Below are 12,531 nucleotides of genomic sequence, written 5' to 3'. Positions count from 1 at the left end.
TCGTCGTAGCCTCCAGAACAATGGCAGCTACAGAATCACATGCGATTCAAACACTTCAAGCCATTTTCCGGCGTCGCTTCTTCACGCTTGACCACAGCACGAAGCAAATGTGTGCGCACGCTAGCCCACAGGGGAGAAGGCAAAGCGCTGCACCACCGCTCGATTGCCCCGAACGCCGCGGCGGTTTATGTAGAACCGCATGAGCGACACGACTTCACGCCTGACAAGCTGGATGGATCTCGCCAACCCGACGCGCTTCGTCGGGCTGGCGGACAAGGTCGTGCCATGGCTGGCCACGATCGCCGCACTGATCCTCGCAGTCGGGCTCTATATGAGCTTTGCCGCGCCTGAGGATTTCCAGCAAGGCATCACCGTTCGCATCATGTACATCCACGTGCCTTTCGCCTGGCTGGCCATGATGTGCTACACGCTGATGGCGGTTTCCGCACTCGGCACGCTCGTCTGGCGGCATCCGCTGGCCGATGTCGCGCTGAAATCAGCCGCCCCCATCGGTGCGGTCTTCACCGCGCTGGCGCTGATCACCGGTTCGATCTGGGGTAAGCCGATGTGGGGCACCTGGTGGGTCTGGGATGCGCGGCTGACCTCGGTCTTCGTGCTGTTCCTGATGTATCTCGGCATCATCGCGCTGACCCGTGCGCTCGACGATGCCAGCCGCGCCGCCTGGGCCGCCGCCATCATCACGCTGGTCGGCTTCATCAACATCCCGATCATCAAGTTCTCGGTCGACTGGTGGAACACGCTGCATCAGCCGGCCTCGGTGTTCCGCATGGGCGGCTCCACCATCGACCCCAGCCTGCTGTGGCCGCTTCTGGTGATGGCGCTCGGCTTCACCGTGCTGTTCTTCGCGCTGCACCTGATGGCGATGCGCACCGAAATCCGCCGTCGCAGGATTATCGCCATGCGCAGGGTCGCGGCTCGGCAGGCGGAAAGACAGGACTAGGTTTCCCCTCTCGCCATTCGAATTGCAACCAACAGCAATCTTATTCCTGCTTTCGCCTAAACAATTCTGCTGTGTTGCTGTACAGCAACGAGATGTCCCAAAAGGTCGCCTCGACTAGACCGTCCATTGACATCTTCCCCTGAACCGAGCCAAGTGCCAGTCACTGTTATTCGGCGGGGAATCAACGATGAAATTGCGTTTACTGACTGGGGTATCGATATTCGCATTGGGACTTGGCTGGAGTTCGGCGCACGCCGCCGATGCTATCGTCGACACCCCGAGGGCGGAGGATCTCTGGTATGTCACCCTGTTTGGCGGAGCCAGTTTCCCCAACAATGTGAAGACCGACTTCTATGGCGACCAGTATTCGGTTGATCTTAAGACCGGGTTCGTGATCGGCGGCGCTGTCGGCCGACGCATCAACGATGTGTTCCGTGTCGAAGGCGAACTGTCCTACGCACGCTACAAGGCAAGCGAGTACAATTACGGCGGCCCGAATAACTATCCGGCTTCCGGCAACCTGTCGGCTACTTACCTTCTCGCCAATGTCTGGGCCGACGTCGCGCACTTTGGCGATGCCAAGCTCTATGTCGGCGGCGGCCTCGGTGCCGCCTACGTTACCGCAGACACGAATTTCGACGGTAACGACTATGGCTATGGGCCGGGCGGCTGGGGCTTTGCCGGCCAGGTGGGCGCCGGCATTACCTACGCCGTAACGCAGAATGTCGACCTCGACTTCGGCTACCGGTTCAAGGCGGTGACAAGCGTGGATCTGGATGACAATGATGGCGGCGGCACATACGAGAATGCCAAGCTGTATTCCCACAATCTCCAACTGGGCGTTACCCTCAAATTCTGATTTGATCAGGCTGTCGCACGCCGCGACCGGGATTTGACGGATGCCGCTCTTGCCACGCCGGCAGCCCTTGGGTCTGCCGGCAATGATCCCAGCCTCTCTTCCGACCGCCGGTGAACCGGCGGAAAAGACATTGCAGCGCGGCATCGACCTGCAACGGCGCAAGCGTTTTCGCGAGGCCGAGTTTTGCTACCAGACGGTGCTTCGCACGCAGCCCAAAAATGCCATGGCGCTGAACCTGATGGGCACTCTGGCCATCGAGGCCGAGCATTATGACGCCGCCATTGCCTATATGGAAAAGGCGGTCAAGCTCGAACCGGACAATGCCATCTTCCGCAACAATCTCGGCAACGCCTACAATGTCACCCGCGACATCGAGCGCGCCCGTAAACATCTAAAGAAAGCGATCGCGCTTGACGGCCGGCTCATCGAAGCTTTGTGCAATCTCGGCCGGTCCTACCGTAGCCAGCTCGAGGGTGACATCGCCGAAGGTTTCTATCGCCGGGCGCTGGCGGTAGACAGCCAATCGCTGACAGCCCTTGCCGGTATGGGCGATCTGCTCACCGACATAGGCCGGCAGACCGAGGCGGTCGAATGTTTTGGCCGCGCGCTTGCCATCGACCCGAGCCATGTCGAGGCGCTGGCCGGAATGGCGCTGGCGCGCCGGGCGGTCAAGGACGATCCAGCGTTGCCTTTAATACGGGCTCGCCTGGAATTGCCCATGACAACCGATCGCGAGCGGGTGGTGCTGCACCACGCCGCCGGCAAGATCCTCAACGATCAGCGCGAGTATCGCCTGGCCATCCGCCATTTCGCGCAGGCCAAGGCAATTTCCGGCAATGATTTCGACATTGACCGGCACACCCAGCTTTACGACAGCTTCATCGGCACTTTCGATGCCGACTTCTTCGCGGCGCGGCCGAAAATGGGAAATCCGTCGAGACGCCCGGTCTTCATCGTCGGCATGCCGCGGTCGGGAACAACGCTGACCGAGCAGATATGCGCCAGTCATCGCGATATCTATGGCGCGGGCGAACTGTCGACCATTCGCTCGTTGGCCGGTGAACTCGGGTTCGACAAACTCGATCCTTCTGTCTTCACCAAGGCCATGGCGGCACTCACTCCGGCCAAGGCGAAAGAGCTTGGCTCGAAATATCTTGACGATCTCAGCAAGCGCAACAGCAAGGCGCGGCTGGTCGTCGACAAGATGCCGCATAATTTTGAGATGCTGGCCTTCATCAGCCTCATCTTGCCAAATGCCCGCATCATCCATTGCCGGCGCGACCCGATGGACAATTGCACGTCCTGCTTCATGCATAACTTTTCCGAAGCACATGGCTACAATGCCGATCTGACCAAGCTCGGGCAGTATTACCGGCAGTATGATCGCTTGATGCGCCATTGGGCCAAGGTCATTCCACTTGATATCCTCGACATGCCCTACGAAGAAACGGTGTCCGATTTCGAAAACCGCGCCCGTGGATTGATCGGGTTCCTCGGGATCGAATGGGATGATGCCTGCCTCCGTTTCCATGAAACCGAGCGCACGGTGCGGACGCCGAGCCGCTGGCAGGTGCGCCAGCCGATCTATTCATCATCGGTCGAGCGCTGGAAACTGTATGGCGACGCCCTCGATCCATTGAAAGCCGCGCTGGGTCCAGTTCTTCAACGCTGAGTGTATCTGGCGTTCAGTTCGGGCGCGTCGGTCTCACCCCATTCTTCCGCGCGCCGCCACCGGCAGCGTTTCCAGCACTTTGTCGCCGTCGATCAGATTGACCTCGTTGAACAGGTTGGTGACGACGCAGCAATGGTCGGGCACGACACGCACGCGCTCGCCGATGCGCAATTTGCCGTCACCCGAAAGCGTGACGGTGCCGTGCTCCTCGCTCAGGCCCGTCACCCGCGCTCCCGGCACGCCGAGCAACTCGCCGAAATCGGCGAGACCCAGCGTGTCGCTGGACAGCGCCTTGCTGCCGGCATCGAGGATAGCGCGCGTCGCGGTGGGATGGCTGACCACCGTCGACAGCACCGTCAGCGCGCAATCGTCGAGCGTGCCGACGCCTTTGGCGACCTGATAGCGGTCGAGATAGATGTAGGTGCCTGGACGATACTCCGTGACAACAGATGTATCGCTGGAGCGCCACATATCCGGCGTGCCGCCGCTGGAGATGCGTTCGCAGGCGAGGCCCGATGCGGCCAGCGCCTGCTTGGCGTCGGCGAGCCAGGCTTCGGCCTCCGCTGCCTTCCCGGCGGCCGGGTAGGTCATCAGTCCTCCGAAGGCGAGGCCACCGGCTCTGTCGATCTGTCTTGCCAGCGCAACCGCTTCATCGGCCGACTGCACGCCGCAGCGACCCATGCCGGTGTCGCATTCGACCAGCACCGGTAGACGATGACCGGCATCGGTGAAGGTGGCTGCCAACCCTTCGAGCGTCTCCATGCTGTCCGCTGTCACCGACAGGGTGACGCGCCCGTGCAGCGCCAGAAGCCGCTCCAGCTTGGCGTGCCCAAGGATGTTGTAGGGAAGAAAAATATCGGCCAGCCCGGCATCGGCCATCACCTCGGCCTCGCCGATCTTCTGGCAGGTGATGCCGACGGCGCCGGCCGCCACCTGCTTCTTCGCCCAATAGGGCAATTTGTGCGTCTTGATATGCGGCCTGAGCTTCAGCCCGTTCTTGTCGGCATGCGCCTGGGCGCGGGCAATGTTGGCTTCGGCGCGCGCGGCGTCGATGAGAATCGACGGCGTATCGAGGTCGTGGACGGTCGGCATCATCTTTCACCCCATGAGGAATCCGCGGGTTTTATGGCCCTGAAAATCCGCGATGTCACGCGGCCAGCGAAGCGGATCTGTGGTCCATGCGCCTAAGCGCAAGGCCGGGCAGGGCGGCGAGATGGATCGACACCGCATCGACGTTCGGCTATGCGATTTGCCAGACAAATCGATACGAAGGGATCATGATCATGAAGCGCTCCGCCATCAACGACATCATCCGCGAAGCCGACGCTTTCATCCGCTCGTTCGGCTACATCATGCCGCCCTTCGCCTATTGGTCGCCGCAGGAGGCGAAGGCGCGCCAAGCCGACTCCGCGGCCGTGTTTACCTCGCGGCTCGGCTGGGACATCACCGATTACGGTCAGGAGAAATTCAGGGAACTCGGCCTGTTCCTGTTCACCGTTCGCAATGGCCGCTACGAGGATATGAAGAAGGGCATGGGCATGCTCTATGCCGAGAAGATCATGATCTCGCGCAAGGATCAGCTATCGCCGATGCATCGCCACAACATCAAGGCCGAGGACATCATCAACCGTGGCGGCGGCAAGCTGGTGCTGGAACTGTTCATGCATGACCGCGACGGCGGCATCGATCCCAAGGCCGAGGTTTCGGTGCCGGTCGACGGAACCATCCACAGGCTGCCTGCGGGCGGGCTCCTGAAGCTCGACCCGGGCCAAAGCGTCACGCTGCTGCCCGGCGTCTGGCATGCCTTCTGGGCCGAGGGCAAGGACGTGCTGATCGGTGAGGTCTCCACCGTCAACGACGATCTCACCGACAATGTGTTTCGCGAACCGATCGGCCGTTTTTCCAACATCGACGAAGACGTTGCCCCGATCCATCTGCTGGTGTCCGACTACGAGAAGTGGCTGGGGTAAGGGGCCGCTCCACGCCCTCGGCGACGCCAGTCACACGACCGTGTGACTAGTCACACGGTCGAAAGTGGGTAGGCCGTAGCGCCTACCTACTGCGATCCTTGTTCGACCGATCCTGCCGCTTCGTCCTTGAAGACGACCTTTGTGCCTTTTTGCACTTCAGAGGCGAGGTCTTCGGCATCCCAGTTGGTCAGCCTGATGCAACCATGCGAGAAGGTCTTTCCGATCTTGCCTGGGTCCGGAGTCCCGTGAATGCCGTAGCTATCGATGGACAAGTCGATCCAGACCGATCCCACCGGATTGTTTGGCCCGGCAGCGATCGTGAAGGGGCGCTTGCTCCTCACTCCCTTGAAGGCAAACTCGGGATCGTAATGATAGGTTGGGTGGTGCACCACGCGTTTGACCTCCGCCTGGCCACTCGGCGCGGGCTTCTCCTGACTTCCGATCGAGGCGGGGTACGTCGCAAGCACTTTGCCGGAAGGGTCAAGCACCCGAACCTGGCGAGCGCTCTTGTCGACCTCGACGCTCGCGATGTCTTGCGGCGGATCACCTCGGGTGACAGCTGGCACGAGCAGCTTTTGCCCCGCCTTCCTGAAGCCGATGCCGGGATTGAGCCGTTCAAGCAGTTGCTCGCTGATGTGGAAGCGCTCCGCCATCTTTTCCAGGGCATTGTGGTAGGCCAGCCTGGGCAGGCGGGCCATCCTCTCCATGCGCGCCGGAATTCGCCTGGTGAACGGCCCATGCACATCCTTGCGTGTCAAATCATAGGTCTCAATCGCGGGGCGCGAGGAGGTCGCGACCAGCTTGTCCCATGTCTCGCGGGTGAGCTTGCCGTCGGCAGGCAATCCGTTGGCCGCTTGGAACGCACTGACTGCCCGGGTGAAGTTCTCCGCCTGGCGGCCATCGATCAGGCCTGGCGAGAAGCGTGCACGATCCAGGAGGATTTGCGCCTTCAGCACGGTCGCACTGACGCCTTTCGCTTCGCTGCCGTCAAATTGGGCGTTGTTGACGGCGGCCGCGTCCAATTTTGCCGCCGCCGTTGCATCGCATGCGACGACGAGCATGGCGACCGCGACAAGAACGAGCCTGATCATGGAGGTCACACTCCCGTATAGGCACCTGCTTCTATGACGTCGCACGGCCGATCTGGTTCCATTTCCTGCAGTTGCGTCCGACTGCCGAGTGCCGTGCGCGCAGTGAACCCGGACCAGGAGCACCCGGTGGTGGCGCGGGTGCATTGTTGATAAGGGGCCGCCATCATCAAGATGAATGGCGACTCCCGTCAGCGCATGTGTTGGCTTCAGAACCGCAGAGACCGGAGCGACAACGGGCCAACGCCCGATTGAGTCCGTCTCCACAGGCTCGGTGACCGAGGAGAGCCAGGATGCAATTTCCTGCCCAGAAGAACAAAGGACCGGCTCAACCAGCCGAGGATGAGCGCCAGGCACGGCTTGAGAAAACAGCCAGGCTCAAGCAGCTTCGCTCCTATGCTTCCTGGCTTTCGTCTGACCCAAACGCCCAACTTCACGATGAGATAGACTGTTCCGTGCTGATCGAAGGCGTGGGGCGACGCAGCATGGAGCCTTGGCTGATCGGCAGGTGACATACCCGGGCGGCGAGGTTTCCACCGCCAACGACGATCTGGTCGACAATTTGTTTGGCTAAAGCAGTTCACCGTTTCACGGAAACGGCGACCCGCTCTAACTCCTTGTTTTGACGCAATTCCGGACGGAAAACCGTTTCACACTTTTCCTGGAATTGCTCTAGCCGATCGGCCGCAACAGTGGCGACAGGCAGACTTCGCGTCAGTGACAGCAGCCTTGCTGCGCGCTCGTCCTGCACAGGCAGGACGAGGTGATCGGTACGTCCGCCTTGGCCAGCGCCGCTGCAAGGCTTGTCTGCAATGTCGGCAATTCATCGGTCTCGCCGCGCCGTTTCAGGCATTCCACAAGCCCGTGCAATGCCCAGACATTGTTCGGATGCTGGGCACAGCGCTGCACCGTGCCGCTCAGGCCCAGATCGTCGCGATAGACCTGTTCTGCTTCCTGCGCGTGACCCTGGTCGAGAAGCAGCGCCGCCAGCGCATGGCGCGGCGGGTGCATCCAGGCCCACGGCTCGGTGTAGGACAGATTGTCGTCAAGCTCGACCGCCTGCCGCAAATGGCCATACGCCTCCTCATGCCGGCCCTGGTGGTACGCGAGCTCGCCGTCGAGCAGGGCGGCACCGACAGCCAGCGAAGCTTGCGCCGGGTTGCTGAGGAAGCGCCGCTCGGGCGCAATGCCTTTCAGATGCCGATGGAACTCTTCGCGCTCACGTTCAGCCTCAGCGAAATGCTTGAGCGTCGCATGCGCCACACCCTTGGCGTAGCGCTGCATGGCCGCCGTCAGCACATAGAGGCCCGGCTCCTCGGTGACCGGTTCGTCGATGATCTCCTGCCAGCGGCCGAAGCGCACCTGCACATGCGATTTCATCGCATGGTAGCCTTCCACCGTCTGCGTGAGCTTTGGCCGGCCCTGGATGGCGACCACGTCGCGCGCGACCAGGCTGCGCACTCTGTCGGCCGCCCACAATGCAGGCTGGTACTGGCCCGACAACATGCAGGTGAACATCATCAGATGCAGATCGTGGCAGCAGCCGAGCAAATAATAGGTCGGCTCGTCGGCATAGGCGAGATAGAGGTCGTTGGCACGCACCGCCTTTTCGCTGGCGCGTTTTGCTTTCTCATACTCGCCGCACAGCACATAGATATGCCCCGGCATGTGGTTCATGTGCCCGGCATCGGGGCACATTTCGCCGAGCAGATCCGCTGACCGCATGCCGCGCTCCGGCATCGTGGACATTTCCAGAAGATGGATGTGCAGGTGGACGATCGCCGGATGTTGTGCTGCGCCGGCCTCATCGGCAAGCCGGATCGACCGCTCGCAGACGTCGAGCGCCTCGACGACATCGGAATTCGGCGCCGGCGCGCCGGTCTTGAGGTTCCACAGCCGCCGCACCGTGCGCATCATCAGTGCTTCGACCAGCAGGGCCATCACATCATGGTCATCGGGAAAGTCCCGATACACAAGCCGCATCGCGGCGGCATAGGCGTCATCCCAACGTTCGAATTCGTCCAGGCTCACCCGGTGTGGCTTCTGGAAGCGGGCGGCCAGCGCCTCGATCAGCCGCTTCTCGATCTTACTGGCGGCAGCCGCATTGGCCCGCGCCAGCTGGACATGCTCGAAGCAGCGCTTGGTCGCGCTGTCGGCTTCGGCCTCGCCATGCTCCTTCCAGGTCAAATTATAGAAAGGCCCGGCGGCATAGGCGATGCCCCAATGCACCATCGGACAGTCCGGATCTGTTTCGAGCGCCTTCTCAAAACACTTGATGCCTTCCTCATGGTTGAAGCCGTAGCACCAGTTAAGGCCAATATCGAACCAACGCTGGGTTTCTGTCGAGCGAGTGGAGATGGGGCGGCGGTAGGTGCCGAGGTCGAAGCGGTCCATGTGGTCTCATTCAATTCTGATTGCCAGCGAGCCAGCTCTGGTCAGACTCCTTCGCCATCAATGTGTGCCGAAACTGGCAGGCATGGCAAACGCAACGAGTGCCATCGCTGCTTGCATTTGGATACTACCGCCCTTAGCCGGTCTCTTCGGGCACCGTTTCATTTTGCCAGCCGGCTAGCTCAGGCAGGTCGTCAAGCCAGCTTTTCTCGGTCATCAAGGCATCGCCGGCCTGCGGAGCAGCCTCGGTGGCGTTTTGAATGAGCCAGTCCATCCACTTCCGATAGGCAGCCGGGGTCAACTCGGGCGGCAGCACCTTGGCCTTGGCCAGCATGCGTTTGCGGAAACTCACCTGCCTGCGGAGTTTCGTCGTCGTGAATTTGATGGTCTTGCCCTGATATTCGACCGTCCAGCGCCCGTCGCCGTGGCTGGCGAGCCTGTCGATGGCGAAGCCGCTATCCACCGGCCTATCCCGCCAAGGAAGCTCGACGGCATTCTTCCTCAGATCGAGTGCCCATCGCCTGTAGTTGGTCCCGGCACGCTGGGGCGGCAGCACCCCTGTCTGTTCGAGCATTTTCCTGCGGAAGGTCGGCTGCTTCTTAAGCTGGCCTGTCGTCAGCTCGATGCGATGCCCGCGGAATTCGACGTGCCAGCGGATCCTGCCATTGCCGAAATACTTGACCAGCCTGTCGATGACGAATTCGTCGTCGGAGAGCGTCACGCAGCCTTGGCTGATGCGTTCGAGAATGAATCGGCTGTCACTGACCATTACGCGTTTGCTCCATGCTCCTCGATGTAGCAGAGGCCGGGTGCCGGGAGTGGAGCGCGACCGGAATCGGCCTCGGCTTCATCGAAGGAAATCACGCAGCCGAGGCGGCCTACAGGAAGGCAGGGTAAGTGACGACACGGCGCGCGATGCGGCGAACGCCGGAATAAATATGCCGGCTCGTCGGATCGACTGGTGTTGCTGGCGGTGTCTTGAATTTCACGCTTGGCGCGTTCGACGGGGTCGCTGGTACAGCACTCCACTCGCTTAATCTGGTGCCATCTGGCAATTGGGGCCAATCCATTTATTTGCCGAAGTATCGAGTTCATTGTCCATGTCGGAGGCGCTGCATACAGGATACCGATCATCACCGCGCCGAGCCATACTTAAGGACTTATACCGGCGAAGGAGTGCATCGTGATCTTGGGGCTGTTGGCCTTGTCGCTGCGACGAAAGCTTCATCATGCAATTGGCAAAAGCATCCGTGCCTTGTTTAAAACCAAAGCCGGTACACTGCGCCTTGTCTTCCGCAGTCTGGGTTTGACTGGCATTCCCCTTGTCTGTCGTGCAGCCAACCAAGAAAGTAACGAACATCAGAAATCCGATGAAGACCAAAGCGCGCATTCCGTTCTTCCTTCGATAATTTCGATCCTTTGACGATCCTATAAATGTCACCCCGCCGCAACCCACCATAGCTGGGATCCCGTCAGGTGGTCGCCAGGGAGCATTTCACGATGATGAGCGTTGGTGATTGTCTTGATCGAGAGAAGAGGAGTGGCTGGGGAACCTGGATTCGAACCAGGACTAACGGAGTCAGAGTCCGTGGGTCTACCGTTAACCTATTCCCCAGCAGGCACGATCTTGAATATCACGATAAACGTGAAAACCGTGCGGGCCGAGCGGGCAAGCCGCTGTGAGCGCTGCCTTGTAGCCGCCAGCGGAAAATAGTCAAGCCTGCTCTGTGCTTCAATGGCACGTTTCGACAGGACGCCACACTTCAGATGCCGGCGCGCGGCGCCTAGTCCAATTCCAGCCTTCAAGGCTCCGTCCGGCTGAACTGCGAGCGTTCGAAGAACAACACCACGCCCAGGCCCAGAATCAGCGGGACGATCAGGTAGAACAGCCGGAACACCAGCAGCGCCGCCAGCACGCCGACCGGATCCATGTCTGACAGGCCGGCGAGGAACACCACCTCGAACACGCCGAGTCCGCCCGGCGCATGCGAGATCTGCGCGATCGAGAAGGAGACGAGGAAGACGCCCAGTATGACGAAGTAGCCGGGATTGTGGGCTGCGGGCAGGGCGAAGAAGATGATCGCGGCTGCGGCCAGCAGTTCGATCGGGCCGATCAGCAACTGCCGGGCGACGATCGGCAGCGCCGGATAATGCAGCTGAAAGCTGGCGATCTTCAGCGGGCGCAGATGCAGCCAGCTGCCGAAGACATAGGCGGCGACGAGCAGCAGCATCGCGATACCGGCCGCTTCGGACAGGCCATGATGGGCGATGCCGGAAAATCGGTCGAGTATCTCAGGCTCGAACACCAGAACGAGGCCCGAGGCCAAAATCGTCGACAGCACGAAGGTGATCCAGCAGACCGCCACCAGCACGCCGACATCCTGTCCGGTCAGGCCCCTGGTACCGTAGGCGCGGTAGCGGATGACGGCGCCCGAGAACACCGAACCGCCAATGTTGTGCGACAGCGCATAGGTGGTGAAGGAGCACAGCGTGACGAACAGCCACGACACGCGCTTGCCGATATGCAGAAGCGCGATGTGATCGTAGCCGGCGAGCGAGGCATAGGCGATGATCGAACTCAGCGCGGCAAGGATCCAGCCGCGGGTCGGAATGGCCGTGATACCGTCCCATACATCGTCGAGCGAAACGCCGCGCAGTTCGTGCCAGAGCAGCAGCAGCGAGAAGATCACCGCCGCGATACCGACGACCGGCCAGAAATAGCGTCTCCAGTTCATTGCCTGACTGCCATGCGTTGCGGGGTCCGCTTCCTTTTTTCGTGGCTGGTGGGAGGCCGGCTTTGCCGGATTCTTCCGCTCATTTCAGAAATGCCTCATCGAAGCCGGCTATTCAACCGCGAACCCTTGTCGCAGCGGCGGCCGGCAAGATTTGTCCGTGGGGCGCCCGAAAGAGATGCCGGCAGGCGTTGCGCCGGCAACTGCGGCGTGCGGATTCATCACGCGGCCGCGCCGGAACGGCGGTCAGCGGCCTGCCGGTAAAATTCGGCATGCGGCTCTTGGTGATCGGGCACGGCGCTGTTAGTCTGGCGACAACTTAAAACACTGAAGCGCCTGCTGCGTCCATCATAGGTTCGCGCGGCGCCGGAAGGAACGACAGTGGAAGACCACGATACCGGCGCCGGCGCGCCGGAGGTGGGCGTGTCCAGCGCTTCCCAGCGGTCGGCTGACCCGGGGAACGCAAGCTGGCAGCAACGCCGCCCGACGGAGCTCCGCTCGGCAGACGGGCAGGCGGGCGACGCACCCCACAAAGGCAAGCCCAAGAAGCGGCGCAAGCGAAGGCGCGGGCGCAAGGTTTTTGCGCGCGACGAAGCGCGTCCCGCGGAGAATCGATCGCCGGCGCTAGGCAAAACCGGTGCCCCGGCGGCGGAGGCCCACAGACCGGCGGAAGCGGTGGTCTCGCCCGCCGCTCTTGTGCCGCGGCCGGAACAAGGCGCCCGTCGGCCGCCGGTCCATGAGCTTCCGGTGTTTGCGGCGCTTGACCTCGGCACCAACAATTGCCGGCTGTTGGTCGCCGTGCCGACGCGGCATGGCCAGTTCCGCGTCATCGACGCCTTTTCGCGCATCGTCCGGCTG

Annotated in this window: 10 protein-coding genes, 1 tRNA gene and 1 pseudogene; 5 read left to right on the top strand and 7 right to left on the bottom strand. The window is 61.4% G+C overall.

All coding sequences use genetic code 11. The features are described 5' to 3' along the window. The first annotated feature begins 199 nt into the window (after positions 1-199). The 3 genes from EN914_RS08330 (at position 200) to EN914_RS08320 (ending at position 3,492) form a co-directional block, all read left to right on the top strand. Positions 200-961, top strand: a complete 762-nt coding sequence (locus EN914_RS08330; RefSeq protein ID WP_024505770.1) for a heme ABC transporter permease — start codon at positions 200-202, stop codon at positions 959-961. 187 nt (positions 962-1,148) lie between these two features. Beyond that, the gene (locus EN914_RS08325) at positions 1,149-1,820 is read left to right on the top strand and encodes an outer membrane protein (protein WP_024505769.1); all 672 of its coding nucleotides are present in this window, start codon (positions 1,149-1,151) and stop codon (positions 1,818-1,820) included. Positions 1,821-1,860: 40 nt separating this feature from the next. Further along, a complete protein-coding gene (locus EN914_RS08320; protein WP_024505768.1) occupies positions 1,861-3,492 on the top strand; it encodes a sulfotransferase in 1,632 nt (543 codons plus the stop codon). Positions 3,493-3,525: 33 nt separating this feature from the next. Here EN914_RS08320 and EN914_RS08315 read toward each other — a convergent pair whose 3' ends face one another. Next, entirely contained in the window at positions 3,526-4,584 is a 1,059-nt protein-coding gene (locus EN914_RS08315) for a D-TA family PLP-dependent enzyme (protein ID WP_024505767.1), read from the bottom strand. A 191-nt stretch (positions 4,585-4,775) separates the two neighbouring features. Here EN914_RS08315 and EN914_RS08310 point away from each other — a divergent pair, with 191 nt between their 5' ends. Next, the gene (locus EN914_RS08310) at positions 4,776-5,462 is read left to right on the top strand and encodes a D-lyxose/D-mannose family sugar isomerase (protein WP_024505766.1); all 687 of its coding nucleotides are present in this window, start codon (positions 4,776-4,778) and stop codon (positions 5,460-5,462) included. 86 nt (positions 5,463-5,548) lie between these two features. On the opposite strand, the gene EN914_RS08305 is transcribed toward EN914_RS08310, so the two are convergent. From EN914_RS08305 to EN914_RS08275, 6 genes are all read right to left on the bottom strand, one after another. Beyond that, positions 5,549-6,553, bottom strand: coding sequence for a L,D-transpeptidase (locus EN914_RS08305; RefSeq protein ID WP_024505765.1), 1,005 nt, complete (start codon positions 6,551-6,553; stop codon positions 5,549-5,551). Positions 6,554-7,264: 711 nt separating this feature from the next. After that, positions 7,265-8,944 carry a lipopolysaccharide assembly protein LapB gene (locus tag EN914_RS08295; RefSeq protein WP_024505764.1) on the bottom strand — a complete coding sequence of 560 codons (1,680 nt, stop codon included), beginning with the start codon at positions 8,942-8,944 and terminating at the stop codon, positions 7,265-7,267. Positions 8,945-9,077: 133 nt separating this feature from the next. Further along, positions 9,078-9,710 (bottom strand): hypothetical protein, encoded by a 633-nt coding sequence (locus EN914_RS08290; RefSeq protein ID WP_024505763.1) that lies wholly within the window; start codon positions 9,708-9,710, stop codon positions 9,078-9,080. A gap of 264 nt (positions 9,711-9,974) precedes the next feature. Continuing rightward, a complete protein-coding gene (locus EN914_RS08285) occupies positions 9,975-10,331 on the bottom strand; it encodes a hypothetical protein (protein ID WP_024505762.1) in 357 nt (118 codons plus the stop codon). 151 nt (positions 10,332-10,482) lie between these two features. Next, a tRNA-Gln gene (locus EN914_RS08280) sits at positions 10,483-10,556 on the bottom strand. Between the two features lie 187 nt (positions 10,557-10,743). Beyond that, a complete protein-coding gene (locus tag EN914_RS08275) occupies positions 10,744-11,676 on the bottom strand; it encodes a lysylphosphatidylglycerol synthase domain-containing protein (protein WP_024505761.1) in 933 nt (310 codons plus the stop codon). 378 nt (positions 11,677-12,054) lie between these two features. Between EN914_RS08275 and EN914_RS08270 the strand changes: the two are divergent. Continuing rightward, a pseudogene (locus EN914_RS08270) lies at positions 12,055-12,531 on the top strand (Ppx/GppA family phosphatase); the annotation flags it as partial.

The sequence above is a fragment of the Mesorhizobium sp. M7A.F.Ca.CA.001.08.2.1 genome (assembly GCF_003998455.1).
Taxonomy (GTDB): Bacteria; Pseudomonadota; Alphaproteobacteria; order Rhizobiales; family Rhizobiaceae; genus Mesorhizobium; species Mesorhizobium ciceri.
The sequence above is the reverse complement of the archived record's forward strand: the minus strand, read 5'-3'. Positions and strand labels throughout refer to the sequence as shown.

Bases quoted from the DNA above. Each gene is read 5' to 3' on its own strand.
- EN914_RS08330 (WP_024505770.1), top strand. From the start codon at position 200: ATGAGCGACACGACTTCACGCCTGACAAGCTGGATGGATCTCGCCAAC.
- EN914_RS08325 (WP_024505769.1), top strand. From the start codon at position 1,149: ATGAAATTGCGTTTACTGACTGGGGTATCGATATTCGCATTGGGACTT.
- EN914_RS08320 (WP_024505768.1), top strand. From the start codon at position 1,861: ATGCCGCTCTTGCCACGCCGGCAGCCCTTGGGTCTGCCGGCAATGATC.
- EN914_RS08315 (WP_024505767.1), bottom strand. From the start codon at position 4,584: ATGCCGACCGTCCACGACCTCGATACGCCGTCGATTCTCATCGACGCC.
- EN914_RS08310 (WP_024505766.1), top strand. From the start codon at position 4,776: ATGAAGCGCTCCGCCATCAACGACATCATCCGCGAAGCCGACGCTTTC.
- EN914_RS08305 (WP_024505765.1), bottom strand. From the start codon at position 6,553: ATGATCAGGCTCGTTCTTGTCGCGGTCGCCATGCTCGTCGTCGCATGC.
- EN914_RS08295 (WP_024505764.1), bottom strand. From the start codon at position 8,944: ATGGACCGCTTCGACCTCGGCACCTACCGCCGCCCCATCTCCACTCGC.
- EN914_RS08290 (WP_024505763.1), bottom strand. From the start codon at position 9,710: ATGGTCAGTGACAGCCGATTCATTCTCGAACGCATCAGCCAAGGCTGC.
- EN914_RS08285 (WP_024505762.1), bottom strand. From the start codon at position 10,331: ATGCGCGCTTTGGTCTTCATCGGATTTCTGATGTTCGTTACTTTCTTG.
- EN914_RS08275 (WP_024505761.1), bottom strand. From the start codon at position 11,676: ATGAACTGGAGACGCTATTTCTGGCCGGTCGTCGGTATCGCGGCGGTG.